The 18,233-nt window shown below is 70.4% G+C and carries 14 protein-coding genes; 7 read left to right on the top strand and 7 right to left on the bottom strand.

Annotated elements, in window-relative coordinates; translation table 11 throughout:
- Window positions 1-3: 3 nt before the first annotated feature.
- Window positions 4-2,277 (bottom strand): protein phosphatase 2C domain-containing protein, encoded by a 2,274-nt coding sequence (locus tag AB0H86_RS01045; RefSeq protein ID WP_362431327.1) that lies wholly within the window; start codon window positions 2,275-2,277, stop codon window positions 4-6.
- A gap of 213 nt (window positions 2,278-2,490) precedes the next feature.
- On the opposite strand from AB0H86_RS01045, the gene AB0H86_RS01050 reads away from it, so the two are divergent.
- Complete coding sequence (locus AB0H86_RS01050) at window positions 2,491-2,973, top strand: DUF456 domain-containing protein (protein WP_362431330.1); 483 nt, start codon at window positions 2,491-2,493, stop codon at window positions 2,971-2,973.
- 51 nt (window positions 2,974-3,024) lie between these two features.
- Here AB0H86_RS01050 and AB0H86_RS01055 read toward each other — a convergent pair whose 3' ends face one another.
- From AB0H86_RS01055 to AB0H86_RS01070, 4 genes are all read right to left on the bottom strand, one after another.
- Window positions 3,025-3,507 (bottom strand): methylated-DNA--[protein]-cysteine S-methyltransferase, encoded by a 483-nt coding sequence (locus AB0H86_RS01055; RefSeq protein WP_362432231.1) that lies wholly within the window; start codon window positions 3,505-3,507, stop codon window positions 3,025-3,027.
- 2 nt (window positions 3,508-3,509) lie between these two features.
- Window positions 3,510-4,913, bottom strand: coding sequence for an AlkA N-terminal domain-containing protein (locus AB0H86_RS01060; RefSeq protein WP_362432234.1), 1,404 nt, complete (start codon window positions 4,911-4,913; stop codon window positions 3,510-3,512).
- Between the two features lie 180 nt (window positions 4,914-5,093).
- Entirely contained in the window at window positions 5,094-6,257 is a 1,164-nt protein-coding gene (rsgA, locus tag AB0H86_RS01065) for a ribosome small subunit-dependent GTPase A (protein ID WP_362431332.1), read from the bottom strand.
- Window positions 6,258-6,581: 324 nt separating this feature from the next.
- Window positions 6,582-7,196 carry a TetR/AcrR family transcriptional regulator gene (locus AB0H86_RS01070; protein ID WP_362431334.1) on the bottom strand — a complete coding sequence of 205 codons (615 nt, stop codon included), beginning with the start codon at window positions 7,194-7,196 and terminating at the stop codon, window positions 6,582-6,584.
- A gap of 93 nt (window positions 7,197-7,289) precedes the next feature.
- Here AB0H86_RS01070 and AB0H86_RS01075 point away from each other — a divergent pair, with 93 nt between their 5' ends.
- Window positions 7,290-8,459: an alpha/beta fold hydrolase gene (locus tag AB0H86_RS01075; protein ID WP_362431336.1), complete on the top strand. Its 1,170-nt coding sequence runs from the start codon at window positions 7,290-7,292 to the stop codon at window positions 8,457-8,459.
- A gap of 439 nt (window positions 8,460-8,898) precedes the next feature.
- Here the strand turns inward: AB0H86_RS01075 and AB0H86_RS01080 are convergent, their stop codons facing one another.
- Together AB0H86_RS01080 and AB0H86_RS01085 are read right to left on the bottom strand one after the other, a co-directional pair.
- A complete protein-coding gene (locus AB0H86_RS01080) occupies window positions 8,899-10,407 on the bottom strand; it encodes a cellulose binding domain-containing protein (protein ID WP_362431338.1) in 1,509 nt (502 codons plus the stop codon).
- Window positions 10,408-10,742: 335 nt separating this feature from the next.
- Window positions 10,743-12,062 carry a radical SAM protein gene (locus tag AB0H86_RS01085; RefSeq protein WP_362431340.1) on the bottom strand — a complete coding sequence of 440 codons (1,320 nt, stop codon included), beginning with the start codon at window positions 12,060-12,062 and terminating at the stop codon, window positions 10,743-10,745.
- A gap of 206 nt (window positions 12,063-12,268) precedes the next feature.
- Here AB0H86_RS01085 and AB0H86_RS01090 point away from each other — a divergent pair, with 206 nt between their 5' ends.
- The 5 genes from AB0H86_RS01090 to AB0H86_RS01110 all read left to right on the top strand — a co-directional run bounded on the left by AB0H86_RS01090 (window position 12,269) and on the right by AB0H86_RS01110 (window position 18,223).
- On the top strand, window positions 12,269-13,513 hold the full coding sequence (locus tag AB0H86_RS01090; RefSeq protein ID WP_362431343.1) for a D-arabinono-1,4-lactone oxidase: 1,245 nt from the start codon (window positions 12,269-12,271) through the stop codon (window positions 13,511-13,513).
- A 115-nt stretch (window positions 13,514-13,628) separates the two neighbouring features.
- On the top strand, window positions 13,629-14,873 hold the full coding sequence (locus tag AB0H86_RS01095) for an ROK family transcriptional regulator (protein WP_362431345.1): 1,245 nt from the start codon (window positions 13,629-13,631) through the stop codon (window positions 14,871-14,873).
- Window positions 14,874-15,081: 208 nt separating this feature from the next.
- Entirely contained in the window at window positions 15,082-16,347 is a 1,266-nt protein-coding gene (locus tag AB0H86_RS01100; protein ID WP_362431347.1) for a sugar ABC transporter substrate-binding protein, read from the top strand.
- Window positions 16,348-16,364: 17 nt separating this feature from the next.
- Window positions 16,365-17,330, top strand: coding sequence for a sugar ABC transporter permease (locus AB0H86_RS01105; RefSeq protein WP_362431350.1), 966 nt, complete (start codon window positions 16,365-16,367; stop codon window positions 17,328-17,330).
- Complete coding sequence (locus AB0H86_RS01110) at window positions 17,327-18,223, top strand: carbohydrate ABC transporter permease (RefSeq protein WP_362431352.1); 897 nt, start codon at window positions 17,327-17,329, stop codon at window positions 18,221-18,223. The genes AB0H86_RS01105 and AB0H86_RS01110 overlap by 4 nt, the downstream gene beginning before the upstream one ends.
- Window positions 18,224-18,233: the final 10 nt, after the last annotated feature.

Here is an 18,233-nt window from a genome sequence, read left to right on the forward strand (position 1 = left end):
CCGTCATGCCTCCCACACAGCGGCAGCCGTACGGTCGTCCGCGTACCCCTTGACCCGGACCTGGGTGTCGGCGAGGAACGCGGCGAGGCCGGGCGGGGTGGGGTCGGACCATCGGCCGGTGAGGTACTGACCGAGTTCGGGCTCACCACGCAACGGCTCGGCCAGGCCCCCGGTGCACATCAGGAGCGTGTCGCCCGGGCGGGCGATGGAGGCGCGGAAGCGGAAGGGTTCGCGGGGCGGTTCCAGGGCCGGTTCGTAGGGGCTCGGGGGTGTCGGGATGCCCAGGTCCATGGTGAGGCGGTCGCCCTCGGGGGTCTCGGCGGGCAGTGAGCCGAAGCCGACGACCGGCTCGCCGGTGACGTCGACGACACGCGGCTCGATGTCCTGCCAATCGCCGTCACGCAGCCGGAACAGTCCGCCGTCGCCGATGCCGAAGAAGACACGGGTGCGGCAGTCGGGGTCGGCGGGGAGCAGGAGACAGCGCAGAGTGGCGGCGTACTCGTCGGGGTCGATGCCCTGTTCGGCGGCGCTGGCGCGGAGTTTGCCGAGGCTGCGGTCGGTGAGGCGGTGCAGGCCCGACTTCAGGTCGCCGCGCCTGCCCGCCCTGATGTCCTCGGCGAGCCGGGCGTGGCTGCGGCCCACGGCCCGGCCGATCCAGTGGCAGGCCTCGGCGGCCGCGCGGTGGGCGCCGGGGGTGGCGCGGGCGCCGGTCGCCATGGCGACGAGGACCAGTGTGTGGTCGCCCGTTCCGAACCGGGCGGTGAGGAGGGAGTCGCGTCGTGGCTCGCCACGGAACCGCGCGGAGTCACCGCGCACGGAGGCCGCGCGCAGGGTGCAGGACCCGTACCGGGCTCCGTCCAGCACGGTGTCCGCGACCAGTTCGTCGAGATCGTCCGGGTCGGTCGGCGGCAGCGCGGTGGGCTCGGCCTCGTAGGTGGGCGGCCCGGAGCCGACGTGTCCGACGGGCTCGGGCGGGACGAGGGGGATGTCGACGAGGGTCTCACGCGGCGCGGAAGCGGCGTCCGGGCCCGGCGCCTGACCGGGCTGCTCCCTGCCTGGCCCTCCTGGCCCTCGGGAATCGTCCCGCAGCGAAGCAGCGCCGGTGTTCGTCGCGGCCGACGGAGGGTTGCCGGCGGCGAACGGTGGGGTGCCGGCGGTGAACGGTGGGGTGCCGGCGGCGGGTGAGACCTCCACGGGATCTCGCTCCGGGCCGGCCGGAGTGGCGGGCCGGGCGTCGACGGGGGCGGGCGCCGGGGCGCGCGGCGGTCCCCAGGGGACGCCGGGGGGCGGAGGGCCGGCAGAGAGCGAGGGACCAGCAGCGGGCGGGGCGCCACCCGCGTGGGCATCACCGGCGCGGGCGGCGAGGCCCGGCGATTGCCAGAGCCGAGGCTGTGGCGCAGGGCCGGCGGGAGGTGGGGCGTTCGGGATGTCGGTCGCGGGTACGTCCTGGTCGGGGCCGGTGTCGGGGCCGGTGTCGGGGCCGGTGTCGGGGCCGGTGTCGGGGCCGGTGCTGTGGCTGGTGCCGTGGCCGGTGCCGATGTCGGTGTCGCTCGCTTCGGCCGGTGCGGGTCCGGTGGCTCCTCCGCTGGGCGGGGCCGTTGGGAGCGGGGGTGCGAAGGGGGGTGGGGGCGGAGGGGGCGCCGTGGGAAGCGGGGGTGAGTCCGGGGGGATCCGGGAGGCCGGGGGTGTGCTTCCGGGGATCGGCGAAGTCGGGGGCGCGTCCGGCGGAATCCACCCGCCCGGGGCTGCGTCCGAAGGGGCGCGCGAGCCTGGGGCGATCGTGGTCGAGGGCTCCGGGAAGGGGCGTGGGCCTGTCGCCGGGTCCCTCAGGTCTTGGGGTTCCGGTTCCGTGAAGCCCGGTGGCTTCGGGCCGGGCGGGAAGGTCTCGGGGCCCCGAGGCAGGTCGGGCGGCGACTCCCAGGGGGCCCGCTGCGACGCGAACGGCACGGAACGCGGGGCCTGCACCGTATGCGGGGCGGCCACGGGACCCATGGCATCCGGGGCACCCGGGGCGTCCACAGCTTCCCCGGCACCCGGCGAAGCCACCGGCCCTCCGTCCTTCGGGAACCCGCCCGCACCGGGCCGCGGCTCCGGGATCGCGCCCTCCGTCTCCCCGCGGGCCCCGGACTGTCCTTCCACCGCGTCCGCCGCCGAGGCGAAGCGGTCGTCGAGGGAGTCCGGTGTGGGCGCGGGGCCCGTGTCCTCGGTGGAGTCGTCGTACAGCTGACCCCACCAGTCGTCCTCGTGACCGGTGGGCTTTCCCCCCTGCTGGCTCATGCCCCCAATTGTCCACCGCACCGGCAGTATGAAAATGGGGCATCGGGAAAATCCGGCGCACCGTCCCACCTCGAACGGGATGTCGAGCAACTCCATCGAACGTTCGTACGAAACAAGCCGCCCGACGGTCCCACGCCCCACGGGAGAACCGACCGACGACATCCACGCAACTGGTGAACTGCGCCTTCGCCCCTCCTCCGGCACCCTGGACAGATGGGAGTGGTGGACCTCCTGCTGGCCGGTCTGGTCATCCTCCTCGGTGTGGGCGGTGTTCTGGTGCCCGGAGTGCCGGGGTCGTGGCTGGTGTGGGCCGCTGTCATGTGGTGGGCGCTGAAGGATCCGCAGCCGCTCGCCTGGGCTGTCCTCATTGGGGCCACGGTCGCCATGCTCCTGTCCCAGGTGGTGCGCTGGGCACTGCCGCCACGACGGCTGAGCGCGAGCGGCGCCACCCCGCGCATGGCCGCGTACGCCGGCGTCGGGGCGTTCCTCGGCTTCTTCCTGGTCCCCGTGCTCGGTGCGATCCCGGGCTTCATGGGCGGCATCTACCTCAGTGAACGACTTCGGCTCGGTCGGCACCGTGAGGCGATGGCCGCCCTGCGCACGGCGATGCGCTCGGGCGGCTCCAGCGTCCTCGCGGAGCTGTTCACCTGCCTGTTGATCATGGGGGCGTGGCTGGGAGCGGTGTTCTGGGGCTGAACGACCGCCCCTTCAGAGGACGCCTTCAGCAGACACCTTCGGCAGACACTGTCAGAGGACGCCTTCAAGGGTGAGCAGGCTCGTCTTGCGCTCCAACCCGCCCGCGTACCCCGTGAGGGAACCGCCGGCCCCGACCACCCGATGACAGGGCCGCAGGATCAGCAACGGGTTGGCCCCGATCGCACCGCCGACGGCCCGTACGGCGGCCCGGGGCGCACCGATCCGCGCCGCGATCTCGCCGTACGTGGTGGTGGCCCCGTACGGCAGGGAGTCGAGGGCGGCCCAGACCCGCTCCCGGAACTCACTGCCCGGTGAGCTCAACTCCAGCCGGAACTCCTTGAGTTCCCCGGCGAAGTAGGCGGCGAGCTGTTCCTCGGCGGCCCGGAAGTGGCCGGGGTCGCATCGCCAACCCTCCTGGACGGTACGGCCGTTCTTCTGTCCGGGCACGGACAGCGAGGACAGCGCTCCGGTCGGACCGGCGGTCAGGAGGAGCGGCCCGACCGGGCTGTCCAGGGTGGTGTAGCGCGTCTCGATGGTCATCGGTACTCCAACTCCCCTGCTGCGCGCAGGTGTTGCAGGGCATATGAGCGCCAGGGGCGCCAGCTGTCGGGAACGTCGGGCCCGGGCGGGGCGACGTCGGGATCGCCGAGGGCGCGGGTGCGGATCGCGGCGACGGCGGGGGCGTCCAGACCGGGCAGGGCGAGCAGTGCGGCCTGGGCGTCGTCCCGGTCGGCGCCCGGGTCCAGCCGTACGGCTCCGTCGGCGAGGGCCGCGGCCAGCGCGCCCGGCGGTCCGGTCGGCTCGGCCTCGGCGAGGACGGCCGGCTCGGGAAACACATGGGTGAGCGGGCCACAGGGAGCGTCCAGCGCCTTCCCGTACCGCCGGACCAGCTCCGCGGCCTCGGCCCGCCCCACCAGTGCCCGCACCGCGAACTCCTCCGGATCGGTGACTCCCGGCGACCGCAGTCCCGGCCGGGCGGCGACCAGCGGGGCGAGTCGTTCGTCGGCACCGAGCCGCTCGTCCACGGCGTACGGATCGGCGTCGAGGTCGAACAGCCGTCGCAGTCGCTGGACGGCGGTAGTCAGATCGCGGTGGTCGGTGAGGTGGAGACGGGCGTCCAGCCAGCCGCCCGGGTGCGCGCCGGACGCGGATCGCGCCGCGCCCGTCCGCTCGTCGACGGCGACGATGCCGGTGCCGTGCGGAAGCCGCAGGGTACGACGGTACGTCCGCCGGCCGCGCGCCCCGCTCACGTCCTCGACACCCGCCACGGCCTCGGCCTCCAGCAGGTCGAACACGGCTCCGGCCTGGTACGGGCCCCGGTGGGCGAGCCGCAGCGGTATCCCGGCGGTCGGCGTGGCCGTACGCCGGACCGCCCGGCCCGCTCGGGGCGCGGTGGTCCGCAGCTCGCTGGGTGTGACGGCGTACACCTCCCGCATGGTGTCGTTGAACTGGCGCACGCTGGCGAACCCGGACGCGAACGCGATCTGGGTGATCGGCAGGTCGGTGGTCTGCACCAGCACACGGGCGGTGTGCGCCCGCTGGGCGCGGGCGAGGGCGACCGGTCCGGCGCCGAGCTCGGTGGTGAGCTGCCGCTGCACCTGTCGCGCGCTGTAGCCCAGCCGCGCGGCGAGTCCGGCCACGCCCTCCCGGTCGACGACACCGTCGCCGATCAGCCGCATGGCCCGGCCCACCACGTCCGCCCGGACGTTCCAGTCGGCGGAGCCGGGCACCGCGTCCGGCCGGCACCGCCGGCAGGCCCGGAAACCCGAGCCCTGCGCGGCGGCGGCCGTCGTGAAGAACCGGACGTTGTGCCGCTTCGGCGTGACCGCCGGGCAGCTGGGCCGGCAGTAGATCCCGGTCGTCACGACGGCGAAGAAGAACTCCCCGTCGAACCGTCCGTCCCTGCTGCGTACCGCTTCGTACCTGGTGTCTTCGTCCATCACGCCATCCAGTGTCGACGACGCGAGGGGGCTGGGCTAGCGGAAATCGGACGTGGACTTGTCGGGAATCCGGGGCCAGACACCTGGCGTCGGACACCCGGCGTCAGACACCCGACACCCGGCACCCGACGACAGTCGTCCGGCCGGTCCAGGCAACGGCCACGTCCGACTCCGGGTGCCCTACATCCAGCGCCCCTTCTTCGCCTCCATCGCCGCCTTCCCCTCGGCTCCCCTCCGCTTCCACTCCTTCCTGATCTCGGACCGGAGCCTCGCATCGGTCTTGGCCACGATCCGCTGGTTCTCCCGGATGAGCTTCCGGTAGCTGTCCAGCCGCCGCTCGCCCAACTCGCCGGAGGCGATCGCGGCCAGTACGGCGCACCCCGGCTCGTTCTCGTGCGCGCAGTCATGGAACCGGCACCGCGTGGCCAGCTCCTCGATCTCGGAGAACACCTGCCCGACCCCGGTCTCGGCGTCCCACAGCCCGACGCCCCGCAGTCCCGGTGTGTCGATCAGGACACCCCCCGTGGGCAGGGCGAGCAGGTTGCGGGTGGTCGTCGTGTGGCGGCCCTTGCCGTCCGCGTCCCGGGTGGCTCGGACGTCCATCACGTCCTCGCCGAGCAGCGCGTTCGCGAGCGTCGACTTGCCCGCGCCGGACTGCCCGAGCAGCACGGACGTACCGCCGCCGACGACGGCGACGAGGACGTCGAGTCCGTCCCCGCCCATGGCGCTGACCGCCAGCACGGGCACACCGGGCGCGGTGTTCTCCACGTCCTGGACGAGGTACGCGAGGGTGGCCGCGTCCGGTACGAGGTCGGCCTTGGTCAGCACGACCACGGGCTGCGCTCCGGACTCCCAGGAGAGTGCCGACTTGTGCAGCAGGGCCTCGCCACTCGAAGAGGACATGGCCAGCGCCAGGAACCGCTCGATCCGCCCGAGGTCGAGTTCGACCGCGAGCGACACACAGATGACGACGTGATCGACGTTGGTGGCCAGCACCTGGCCCTCGGAACGCTTCGACGAGGTCGAGCGCACGAACGCGGTACGGCGCGGCAAAAGAGTCCGCACGTATCGCGGATCGCTGCCTTCAGGGTCGACGGCGACCCAGTCCCCCGTGCACACCACCTTCATCGGGTCACGGGGAACGACGAACTCGGTGTCGGCACGGACGGTGCCGGCCGGGGTAGTGACGTCGCACAGGCCACGGTCGACCCGTACGACACGGCCGGGCAGGAGTCCCTGCTCGGCGTACGGAGCGAACTCGGCCTCCCAGTCCGCATCCCAGCCGTACGGCACGAGCGGATGCGAAGAAGGCAAGGACGAACCCAGGAGAGAAGAGAAAGACAAGGGGTGACCCTTCACAAGGGTGGCCCCGGCACCGCACTCACTGGCGCGGGAGAAGGAAAGAGGTCAGCCGGAGACCACAGGGGTGGGCTTGATGAACTTCCGGACGCGGGCGGCGCCCATCTCAACGACAGTCATCAGTCACACCTCCCGAACGCACTCAGCCGACAGCGGCAGCCGACCGGCCGCCAAGGGGACGAACAGAAACCTAGCCTCCGACTCCCACGGAACGCCAACCATTTTCCGGCCTACGTTCCTGATCGCAGACGTCCTCAGGCGATTGTTCCTCCTGTCACGACCCGAAGTAACCCGCACCATTGAAGATCTCTAGCGGACGGCTGCCCTCAGTGCTGCCTCGGTGGCGGCAGTCAGTGCTTCCAGGTAGTCGTCGTCGCTGCGGTCCTGCATGAGCAGCATGCGGAAGACGAGAGGTGCGATGAGTAGGTCAGTGGCGAGTTCCAGATCCAACGTGGGTGGAAGTTCGCCGTGGTCGATCGCGCCTTGCAGTATCGCGCGTGCTGCCAGCCGCCGCGGGGCGGTCACTTCCGTGTGGAGCATCTCCGCGAGGGCGCCGTCGCGGCTGGACTCGGCGAGCAGTTCGGTCCCGATCCGGGCAAGGAGCGGATTGGCCAGCTGGCTGCGGTAGGTCGCGAGCAGTTCACGGAGGTCGGCGCGCAGGGCGCCGGTGGCCGGTGTGTGTGGGAGGGTGTCGGTGACCTTGTCGTGGATCAACTCGGCGATCATCGCCTGCTTCGAGGGCCATCGCCGGTAGAGCGCGGCCTTGCCCACACCGGCACGCCGGGCCACCGCCTCCATCGACAACCGCGCATACCCGGCTTCGGCGAGTTCGGTGAAGGCTGCCTCGGTGATCGCGTCGGTCACCCGCTGCCGCAGGACCGCCCCGCCGGTTGCCGGCCTGGTCCCCTTTTGCTCTGCTGCCATGATCCGATCATAACGAACGGATCGGTCGCGTTCCGTATGTTAGCCTCAAGAGGCAACAGAACGCTACCGTTCCGTTCCATGTTGGGAGTGAGAATGAAATTCCTCTATGACGACGAGTCCTTCTCCTTCGAGGCGCTGCGGACTGCGGGCTATGCCGCCCACGGCGGCGCCGACCTGGGCGAGGTCCTGGTCACCTGCCGGCAGATCCCAGAGGGGGACGAGGAGGCCTGGTCGGCCCAGTGGGCCGCGACGGCGTCGCGCATCGAGCGCATCGGCCGGGACGCGCTGGCCGCCGGTCACCGGGTCAGCGCCCGGGAGGCGCTGCTGCGCGCGTCCAACTACTACCGGACCGCCGACTTCTACCGCCGCGAGGATCCCGCCGCTGACGCCGAGTCGGCGCGGCTGGCCAAGGCATCCCAGCAGACGTTCGCCGATGCGGTCGCCCTGCTCGACACTCCGGCCCGCGCCGTGCGTATCCCGTACGAGAACACCACGCTTCCTGGCTACCTGTTCCTCGCCGACGCTTCGGGCACCCCGCGCCCGACCGTGCTCTTTCACGGCGGGTACGACTCCACGCTGGAGGAGGACTATCTGGCACTGGCCGCAGGCGCGCTGCGGCGCGGCTACAACGTCATCGCGTTCGACGGCCCGGGCCAGGGCAGCACCGTCCGCGAGCAGGGCCTGCACTTCCGGCCGGACTGGGAGGCCGTGGTCACCCCGGTCGTCGACTTCGCGCTCACTTTGCCCGAGGTGGACGCCGAGCGACTGGCTCTGATCGGCATGAGCCTCGGCGGTTACCTCGCTGCGAGGGCGGCCGCTTTCGAGCACCGCATCGCCGCCGACGTGCTGTACGACGGCGTCTACGACGTTCACGAAGTCATGGCCGCTACCGCCGGCCGAGCCGCTTCGATGCCCGGCGGTGTGGAGGCGCTGATGGCGCAGAACACCATGGCGCGGTGGCTGGTGCGGAACGGCCGGTGGACCTTCGGTGTGTCCGACCTCGACGAGTTGGTCAAGGCAACCGAGGCGTACACCATGGCGGGTATCGCCGACCGCATCACTTGCCCGACGCTCGTGCTCGAAGCCGAGAACGACCAGTTCTTCACCGGGCAGCCGCAGCGTCTCCTGGATGAGTTGACCTGCGAGAAGGAGCTGATCTCCTTCCGGGAGGACGAAGGCGCCGGCGAGCACTGCCACGAGGGTGCGATGTTCCTGTTTCACCAGCGCACCTTCGACTGGCTCGACACCGTACTCACCGGCTGACCTCGTGCACGGCTGGCCGTGGCACGTCGAGGCTGGTCGGAGCTTGAAGGTCACGGGACAGCGTGGCGGTCTGCCGGCGTGAGAGCAGTCCAGCGACGGCTTGGACGATGTCACTCATGTGTTCGCGGCGGCCAAGGTGGCGGGCACGGGCCCGCCAGTCCTTGAGGTGGGCGAGGCCGTGCTCGACGCCACCCGGCCGAACATGGTGTGTTGACCGCCTCCCCACAGTCGGGCAGGGCCTCGGGCGGCGCGAACGAGCGGCTGGGCACCACCATCGTGATCGTCACCCACGACCAGGCGGTCTTCCAGACGGCGACGAACGAGTGCGGCCTGGACCGGCACGAGGTGCGCCGCCCGCGCTCACTCCAGCCCGACCGCGGAAGACCACGCCAGGCATTTGGAGCCGGCCGCCAAGGCCGACTCCACCGCTCCCCCCGCGCTACTCCGTCGCGCAGCCGTGCCCGTTCAGGGTGAAGTCGTACCCCGGGGAGTTCTTGCCCTGCCAGGAGGCGAGGAAGCCGAAGGAGAGGGAGCCGCCCGCGGGGACCGACTTGTTGTAGTCGGCGGCGGTGGCGGTGACGCGGGAGTCGTTCTGGGTGAAGCTCGCGTCCCACATCTGGCCGACCTTCTGGCCGTCGTGGAAGGACCAGCCGACCTGCCAGGAGTCGAGGGCCTGCTCGGAGGTGACGGTGACGGTCACCTGGAAGCCGTCGGGCCACTGGTTGAGCAGGTCGTACGTGACGTCACAGGTCACGGCTTCGCTCGGATCGGGGGCGCTCGGCTCGGGGTCACCGCCGGGGGCGGTGGACGAGGCCGTGCCCTGGGCCGTGGCGTTGGGGTTCTTCTCCGCGGACTTCTTGGGCACGGACTTCTTGGGCGTCGGCGTCGTGGCGGGGGCCGACGACCTCGGGGAGCTGGTGGAGCGCGCGTCGGTGGACGGAAGGGACGGGCCCGGGTCGGCCACCGGCTGACGGTCGGCGTCGCCGGGCGATGCGGCTCCGTTGTCGGTGCCGCCGCCCGGCATCATCGACACGGCGAGCGCCAGCAGGGACACCAGGACGGCCGCGACGAGGAGGCCGTTGCGCACGACACGGGCCTTGTGTGCGCCGGGGTTCGGGGGCACGCCGTCACTGTCGGCCGAGCCCGGGCGACCGGCGCCGAGGCGCACCTCGGCGGCCCGTCGGCGACGTTCGAGGTAGGCGAGGCCGCCCCAGCCGATCACCCCGCCGGCCAGCGCTCCGGGCAGTCCGCCGCCGTGCAGCCGCAGACAGGCGGCGGCCTCCGCGCACTCCACGCACCGGGCGAGGTGCCGGGAGAGGTCCTTCGGGGTGTCGGCGGCGGGCGACCGGGTCACCGCGTCGAGCAGCCGGGCGTAGCTGCGGCACAGCGCGTCCATCGGGCTGTCGAGGTGGGCGCGGTGGCAGCGGTCCCGGAACAGGCCCCGCACCTGGGCGAGTTCCTCACCGGCGACGGCCGGGTCCAGGCCGAGCCGACGGGCCACGACGGGCAGCGGCAGCGCCTCCACCTCGGCCAGCCACAGCAGGGCCGCGTCGGGTTCCTGCAGGTCGCGCAGGCCGCGCAGGGCGAGCGGGCGGCTCAGCGGGGGGCCGGTGTAGCGTGCGGCCTTGTCGGAGTTGAGCCACAGCCGCAGTTCGGGGTCCAGCAGGTGGCCCTGCCCCTGGATCTCCCAGGTGGCCGACGTGTTGCGTACGGCGGTCAGCAGCAGCGGGATCCTGGGCAGGCGGGCCGGGCGGCGGCCGACGTTGCGGGCGGGAACGGATCCCGCCTCGCGGGCTTCGCGCATGCCGAGGGAGAAGGCCTCGGTGGCCAGTTGGGTGGCCGCGGTGGAGCCGGACGTGCACAGGTCGGCGTAGGAGAGCACCGCGTCCCAGCACTCTGAGAACAGCGCGGCCTCGGCGGCGTCCTGGGGAGTCGGCAGGTCGGGCATCGGTCTCCTGCGTTCACATGTGAGGGCAACTCGCCATACTGGCAAAGGAGTTGGGGGGAACCTCACGGGCAGGGGACGAGCTTTTCACGTCGCGCACACAACTGACAAGCTGGCTATTCAAATTCCCGCCGCCCGGCGCTCCCCTGAGTTATACGCAAGGAAGGCCCAGAAGTGTCGATGCCGGGGCGACGAATCCGCCGGCCCCGACAAGTGACGTACGCGCTCTTCGACTTCGACCGCATGGACAACCCGGGCACCCGATCGCACAGGCACCCGGGAGTTCCTCGTCGGGGCGCCGCGCGGGCACTCCGTCGACGCGGCGCGGGACGGGTCGGTCAGACCTCGACGGGCTCGTCCGACGAGAGGCTGTCCATGAAGGAGCTCACGGAGAAGACCGCACGGCCGGGTCCGGGCGGCCCGTAACCGGGGGGCGAGGCCAGGCCGAAGTCGTCCATGGTGGAGCGGTAGGCCTCAAGGAGCCGGATGTGGTACTCCAGCGGCGCGCCCTGCGGGTTGGCCTTGCCGAGCGGGGTCGTCGGCTCGGGGCACCAGGTGGTGAAGCGGGGCGTGATGCCGTGCGACATGAAGAACCGCAGGCCCTCGGTGGTGGACGCGATGGCCTCGTCGACGGTGGTGAAGCCGAAGGGCTCGGCCATCTCCACACCGGCCACGAAGTTGGGGATCACATTGCGGGCGCCGAAGATGTCGGCGGAGTCGAGGATGCGCTTGTGCCACTCGTCGCGGCCGACGTAGCGCTCCTTGCCCGGGCAGTACAGCTCGAACAGCCGCTGGTCCCACACCTCGTAGTTGGGGTGGTAGATCTGCACGCCGTAGTCCTTGAACCGCTGCACGTCGTCCTTGGGCAGCGCCTGCGCGACGACCTTGCCGATCCACCGTCCGGGGAAGCGCTCCTCGATGGCCTTGGCGTAGTGGCCGTAGAAGTCGGCCTCGTCGCGCCCGGCGACGGTCTTGGTGATCGCGCCGCCGGTGAGCGTGTAGGCGGTGGACGCCTTCGCGGTGTCGTACCGGTCGATGATCTCCAGCGCCTCGAGGACCTCCTCGACGTCCTTCACACCGGTGTACGGCCGCCCCGCCGCCTTGTGCTGGCGCCAGTTGTGGTTGATGTCGCAGTACTGGCACTCCTCCTTGGCGCCGAAGTACTGGCAGACCCGGAAGACGGTGAGGTAGATCAGGTAGCCCCACTGGATGGTCGGGGCGACCTCCATCACCGACTTCCCGTTCGCGAGGGTGTGCCGGTAGTACTCCGGCATCGGCGGCACTCCGACGTCGGAGACGCGCTTCCCGTCGAGGTAGAGCCCGAGCACGCCGTCCTTGTCGGCCGCGACCCGGTAGGGCGATGCCGGGTTGACGCGCACGGAGACGACGGTCCGCCGCAGGTCGTACGGCCCGCCGGTCAGGATGATCTCCTCCGGCGGGCGCCGCAGCGCGGCCTCGCCGAGCTCGGGCAAGGTGCTGTGGTCGAAGGAGAAGATGAAGTACGACTTCGGCTTGACGTCGCCGCCCTCGTTGTCGCTGAGGGCCGAGGCGTCGAAGGCCACCCCGCCACGGAGCAGATCCTCCTTGAAGACGGCTTCCCGTGGTACGTGCGGGAACCGCTCCATAAGATCCTCGACCAGCGCGGTGCGGCTGCCCATCCCGTGTCTCCTCCCGGATCGGACGTACGACTCCTCACGGTATGCCCTCGCTCGGACATCGCCGTTGCCGGGTCCCCTCGCGCCGGGACATCACCCCTGCGCGGCCACCCGGGAGGGCGATGGATCAGCGCCCGAGGTACGTTCCACCCGTGCGTGCCCGGTTCTCGTCGGGCCAGGTTCTCGATACTCCAGGGAGGGGCCGCGGGATGACCGAGACCGTGACCAACTGGGCCGGCAACATCACCTACACGGCCAAGGAACTGCACCGACCGCACTCGCTCACCGCGCTGGCCGCGCTGGTGGCCGACAGCGCGAAGGTGCGGGTGCTGGGCAGCGGGCACTCCTTCAACGCGATCGCCGAGCCGGGCGCCGACGGGGTCCTGCTGTCGTTGGCCGTGCTGCCGGCCGAGGTCGACGTCGACTCGTCGGCGCGCACGGTACGCGTCGGCGGTGGCGTCCGGTACGCGGAGCTGGCGCGGCGGGTGCACGGGCAGGGGTTCGCGCTGCCGAACATGGCGTCCCTGCCGCACATCTCGGTGGCCGGGTCGGTGGCGACCGGCACCCACGGCTCGGGGGTCGGCAACGGTTCGCTCGCCTCGGCCGTGCGTGAGGTGGAGATCGTCACGGCGGACGGGTCCACGGTCGTCATCGGGCGGCAGGACGAGCGTTTCGGCGGTGCGGTCACGTCCCTGGGCGCCCTCGGTGTCGTCACGGCGCTCACCCTCGACCTGGAGCCCGCCTTCGAGGTCGAGCAGCATGTGTTCACCGAACTGCCCCTCGCGGGGTTGGACTTCGAGACGGTGGCGGCCACGGCGTACAGCGTGAGCCTGTTCACCGACTGGCGGGCGCCCGGCTTCCGGCAGGTGTGGCTCAAGCGGCGCACGGACCAGCCGCTGCCCGGCTTCCCGTGGGCCGTGCCGGCCGTCGAGAAGATGCATCCGGTGCCGGGGATGCCTGCCGTCAACTGCACCGAGCAGTTCGGGGTGGCCGGGCCGTGGCACGAGCGACTGCCGCACTTCCGGGCCGAGTTCACGCCGAGCAGCGGTGCCGAGTTGCAGTCGGAGTACCTGCTGCCGCGCCGGCACGCCGTCGACGCGCTGGACGCGGTGGACGGTGTCCGGGACGTGGTCGCCCGGGTGCTGCAGACCTGCGAGGTGCGTACCGTCGCCGCCGACGAGCAGTGGCTGAGCCCCGCGTACGGACGGGACACCGTGGCCCTGCACTTCACCTGGATCGAGGACACCGCCGAGGTACTGCCGGTGGTGCGACGGCTGGAGGAGGCGCTGGACGCGTTCGACGCGCGGCCGCACTGGGGGAAGGTCTTCACCGTCCCGGCGGACGTGCTGCGCTCGCGGTATCCGCGGCTCGGCGACTTCCGGGAGCTGGCGCGGACGCTCGACCCGGAGGGTAAATTCGCCAACACCTTCGTCCGGGACGTGCTCGCCGGGTGACTTTATAAAGCCCCTTTCCTAACCCCTTGTCGAAAAGTCCCGGCAGCCCATAGCCTTGCGCGCGCCGGTGCAGATGCGTTCCCGGCCTGGCCTGGAAGGGATGGGGGCGAGACCGGTGAAGCGCACATCACGTGACATCCGCACCGCGAACCGCTACGAGGTGCTGCGCCAGATCATCGCCGCGTCGCCCACCTCCCGGCAGGAGCTGGCGGCCGCCACCGGCCTGAGCCTCGCGACGGTCGCCACCCTCGTCGGCGAGCTGCTCGACCTCCGGATGATCACGGAGGTCGGGTTCGAGGACTCGGCGGGCGGCCGACCCCGTGGCCTTGTCGCCGTCAACGCGTCGGGCGGCGCGCTGATCGGCGTCGACATCGCGGAGACGTACGTCCATGTCGAGCTGTTCGACCTCGGGCTGAACGTCCTGGCCCGCGCCGACGAGGACGTGCGCCCCGGCGAGAGCCTCCCCGAGCAGGTGGTCGGCCATGTCGTCGCCGGCGTCGGCTCGGTGGTCGCGCAGGCCGGGATCGAGGGCGCCCGGGTGCTCGGCGTCGGTGTGAGCGTGCCGGGTCAGGTGGACCGGGCCACGGGCATCGCAGAGTACGCGCCCAACTGGGACTGGCACGACGTGCCGCTGCTCGACCTGCTCACCGAGTACATCGCCTACCCCCTCTACCTGGACAATCCGCTGCGCGCCTGCGCGGTGGCCGAGCTGTGGTTCGGGGCCGCGCGCGGGCGCGGAAACGCCGTGGTGGTGAACCTCGGGACCGGGGTGGGCGCCGGGCTGGTGCTGGGCGGCGGGCTGCACCGGGGCGTGAGCAACAGCGCCGGCGAGTGGGGCCACACCACGATCGTCCTGGACGGACGCCCGTGCCGCTGCGGCAACCACGGCTGCGTGGAGACGTACGTCGGCGCGCCCGGCATCATGCTGAACCTGCAAGAGCTCAGCCCGGGCAGCGCGCTGCTGCACCCGGAGGACCAGACGGCCACCATCGACGCGCTGGCCCGGGGGATGGTCGAGCACGACCCGGTGGCGATCGAGGTGGTCCGCGACACCGCCCGTTACCTCGGCGCCGGCATCGCCACCCTGGTCAACGTGTTCAACCCGGAGGTGGTGGTGCTCAGCAGCTGGGTCGCGGCCGCCCTCGGCGAACCCATGCTCGCCGAGGTGCGCGAGGCCGTGGCCCGGCACGCGCTGCCGCGGCCGATGGCCGCCACGGAGATCGTCCTCTCCCTCATCCCCTCCGACCCGGCATGCCTGGGCGCCGCGACCTTCGCGCTCGAAGGGGCGCTCCAGTCGGTGAGCCAGCGCTCCCCGAAGCGTGCCGCGGCCGCGAGGGGCCGCACCGCACCGTCGTTGTGATCTGAACGTCCGCCCGGCCGCTCGCGCCCCCATGACGTCCGGTATCCCGAACATCACGCAACGCTTCGAACAGGCTTCGTCCAACCCCTTGCCGAAGCCTTAGCCGAAGGTTAGCGTCCCGCCACCGCAACTCTCTTTGAGCCATTTCACGCTGAACGACAGAGCTGAACGACAGAGCCGCAGCCGAACTCGAGACAAGGACGTCACCATGTCGGCATTGAGCAACAGCAGCTGGGACCGCCGCACCGTTCTGCGGGCCGCCCTGGGCCTGACCGCCGCCGGCGGACTCGCCGCGTGCGGCGGCAACAACGGCCGCGGCGGAGGATCCGGTTCGGGCGTCAATCTGACGCAGTACTTCCACGCGTACGGCGAGGCGGGCACCGAGCAGGCCGTCAAGAAGTACGCGAAGGCCTACGACAAGGCCAACGTGACCACGCAGTGGATCACCAGCGCCGACTTCGAGAGCAAGCTCTTCGCCACCCTGCTCACCAAGAACGCGCCCGACCTCTTCGAGTTCCACCCTCAGATACAGATGATCAAGAGCGGCCAGGTGGCGGACCTGACCGACATCATCAACCCGGTCAAGGACGACTTCAACCCGGCCGACATCAAGTCGCACACGGTCGACGGCAAGATATACGGCGTCCGGATGATCGACGACCCGCAGTTCTTCTTCTACCGCAAGTCGATGCTGGAGAAGGCCAAGGTCGAGGTACCGACCACCCTCGACGAGCTGATAGAGGCCGCCGCCAAGCTCACCACCAGCAAGGTCAAGGGCCTGTACATGGGCAACGACCTGCACAGCGTCATCAACCCGATGATCTGGTCGGCGGGCGCCGACACACTCAACGAGAAGAACGAGATCGCCTACCACACCCCCGGCGTCATCGAGGGCATCAAGAAGATGCGCAAGCTGTTCACCAGCGGCGACCTTCTCCTCGGCGCTCCGACCGAGTCCTGGGACCCCTCCTCGTTCACTCAGGGCCTGTGTGCCATCCAGTTCTGCGGCATGTGGGCGATGCCGACGATCCAGGACGCACTCGGCGACGACTGGGGCGTCTTCCCCTTCCCGAAGACGATCGACTCCGGGAAGCAGTCGGTCTACAACGGCGGCTGGTCGATGTTCGTCAACGCCAAGGGCAAGAACGTCGACGCGGCCAAGGAGTACGTGAAGTGGCTGTGGATCGACCAGAAGAAGTACCAGGAGGAGTGGGCCACCTCCTTCGGCTTCCACATCCCGCCGCGCACCTCGATCGCACAGTCCGCCACCAAGCTCAAGTCGGGCAACGCCGCTGAGGGCGTCAAGCTCTTCAACGAGTTCGGGCACTTCGACAACATCGGCTGGACCCAGGCCATGATCACCTCCCTCGAGGACGTGTTCGCCAACTCCGTCCGCAAGAGCATGGCCCCGGAGGCAGCCCTCGACAAGGCCGACGCGGCCGTCAACCGCGAGCTCAAGAAGCTGTTCGGATAGGCCGGACGGACCACGACATGTCGACGACCAAGACGCGCGACCTCGCGAGCCCCGCCCCGGCCAAGGCCTCACCGGCCAAGCCCCGGCGGGGTCTGCGGGGCAGCCCCACCTTCAACTTCTGGCTCTTCACCGGGCCGTTCCTCATCGGCCTGGCGATCTTCGTCTACGCGCCGATCCTCTGGAGCCTCTGGCTCAGCTTCTTCGAGGCCCGCTTCACCGTCACACCCGACAAGTTCGTCGGCTTCGAGAACTACACGTACATGCTGACGAACGACGACTTCGTCGGCTCACTCGGCACCTTCACCGCCTTCGCCGCGTTCATCGTGCCCACCACCTGGGCACTCTCGCTGGGCCTGGCCCTGCTGGTGAACCGGCTGCGCTTCATGCGGGCGTTCTTCCGGTCGGTCTTCTTCCTACCGACCGCGTGCAGTTATGTGGCCGCCTCGCTGATCTGGAAGATGTCCATCTTCAGTGGCGTCCGCTTCGGCCTGATGAACACGGTCATCGGCTGGTTCGGGATCGAGAACATCGCCTGGCTGGCCGACCCCAATCCGCCCTGGTACTGGGCGGTCATCGTCAGCGCACGGCTGTGGCTGCAGTCCGGCTTCTACATGATCCTTTTCATCGCGGCGCTGCAGAACATCCCGGGCGAGCTGTACGAGGCCGCCGCCATCGACGGCGCCAAGCCGGGCTGGCAGACCTTCCGGTACATCACCCTGCCCCAGCTGCGCGCCACGTCCACCGCGGTGATCCTGCTGCTGCTCATCGCCGCCTACCAGGCCTTCGACGAGTTCTTCAACCTCCTGTCGAAGACCACGTGGGGCCGCCCGCCCCTCGTCGAGCTGTACTACAAGGCCCTGGGCGAGAGCCAGGACTACGGCGCCGGCAGCGCGGGCGCGGTCATCCTGACCGTGCTGATCTGTGCCGTGACCCTGCTCCAGGGCAAGTTCATGGGCTTCGGAAGGGGGGATGAGTCCAAGTGACCACCACGATGCCCGAGGTGCGGGAGCCCGCACCGCCGTCAGGCAAGCCCCGCCGCGCCAAGCGCGGTGGCGGCGTGATGAGCTCCACGGGCCTGTACATCGCCACCGGGATCGCCACCTTCTTCTTCCTGGTGCCGTTCTACCTGCTGATCCGCAACGCTCTCTCCACCGACGCCGAGATCACCGGAGAGAACTGGAAGTTCTTCCCCACGGACATCCAGTGGGGCAACATCAGCGAGCTGTTCACCGACGAGACGGTGCCCTTCGCCCAGTCCCTGTGGAACTCGGCGGTCGTGGCCACCCTGCACACCGCCGGCGTCCTGCTGGTGTGCTCCCTCGCGGGCTACGGTCTCGCCCGCATCCCGTACAAGCACGCCAACAAGGTCTTCTACGCCGTCCTGGGTACCCTGATGGTCCCGACCGCCGTCACCTTCGTCCCCAGCTTCGTACTGGTGTCGTCGCTCGGCTGGGTGGACACCTACCGGGGTCTCATCATTCCGGGGCTGTTCAGTGGTTTCACCTGCTTCCTGTTCCGGCAGTACTTCCTGGGGTTCCCCAAGGAGCTGGAGGAGGCGGCGCGGGTGGACGGACTGGGCTACTGGGGTGCGTACTGGCGCATCGTGGTGCCCAACTCGCTGAACTTCTTCGCGGCGATGGCGACCATCACGTTCATCAACGGCTGGAACTCCTTCCTGTGGCCGTTGGTCATCGGCCAGGACCCGGGTTCGTGGACCGTCCAGGTCGCGCTCTCCAACTACATGACCAACCAGACGGTCGTCTTCCATCTGATCTTCATGGCCACCGCATTTTCCATCCTGCCCCTCGTGTTCGTCTTCCTCTTCCTCCAGCGCTGGCTGGTGCAGGGGATCGCACAGACCGGCATCAAGGGCTGAGCAAGGAGAC

Source organism: Streptomyces sp. NPDC050997, assembly GCF_040660135.1.
GTDB lineage: Bacteria > Actinomycetota > Actinomycetes > Streptomycetales > Streptomycetaceae > Streptomyces.

Coding starts and splice junctions, on each gene's coding strand:
- AB0H86_RS01045 (WP_362431327.1), bottom strand. CDS start 2,277: ATGAGCCAGCAGGGGGGAAAGCCCACCGGTCACGAGGACGACTGGTGG.
- AB0H86_RS01070 (WP_362431334.1), bottom strand. CDS start 7,196: ATGGCAGCAGAGCAAAAGGGGACCAGGCCGGCAACCGGCGGGGCGGTC.
- AB0H86_RS01060 (WP_362432234.1), bottom strand. CDS start 4,913: ATGGACGAAGACACCAGGTACGAAGCGGTACGCAGCAGGGACGGACGG.
- AB0H86_RS01105 (WP_362431350.1), top strand. CDS start 16,365: ATGTCGACGACCAAGACGCGCGACCTCGCGAGCCCCGCCCCGGCCAAG.
- AB0H86_RS01080 (WP_362431338.1), bottom strand. CDS start 10,407: ATGCCCGACCTGCCGACTCCCCAGGACGCCGCCGAGGCCGCGCTGTTC.
- AB0H86_RS01075 (WP_362431336.1), top strand. CDS start 7,290: ATGAAATTCCTCTATGACGACGAGTCCTTCTCCTTCGAGGCGCTGCGG.
- AB0H86_RS01085 (WP_362431340.1), bottom strand. CDS start 12,062: ATGGGCAGCCGCACCGCGCTGGTCGAGGATCTTATGGAGCGGTTCCCG.
- AB0H86_RS01100 (WP_362431347.1), top strand. CDS start 15,082: ATGTCGGCATTGAGCAACAGCAGCTGGGACCGCCGCACCGTTCTGCGG.
- AB0H86_RS01090 (WP_362431343.1), top strand. CDS start 12,269: ATGACCGAGACCGTGACCAACTGGGCCGGCAACATCACCTACACGGCC.
- AB0H86_RS01050 (WP_362431330.1), top strand. CDS start 2,491: ATGGGAGTGGTGGACCTCCTGCTGGCCGGTCTGGTCATCCTCCTCGGT.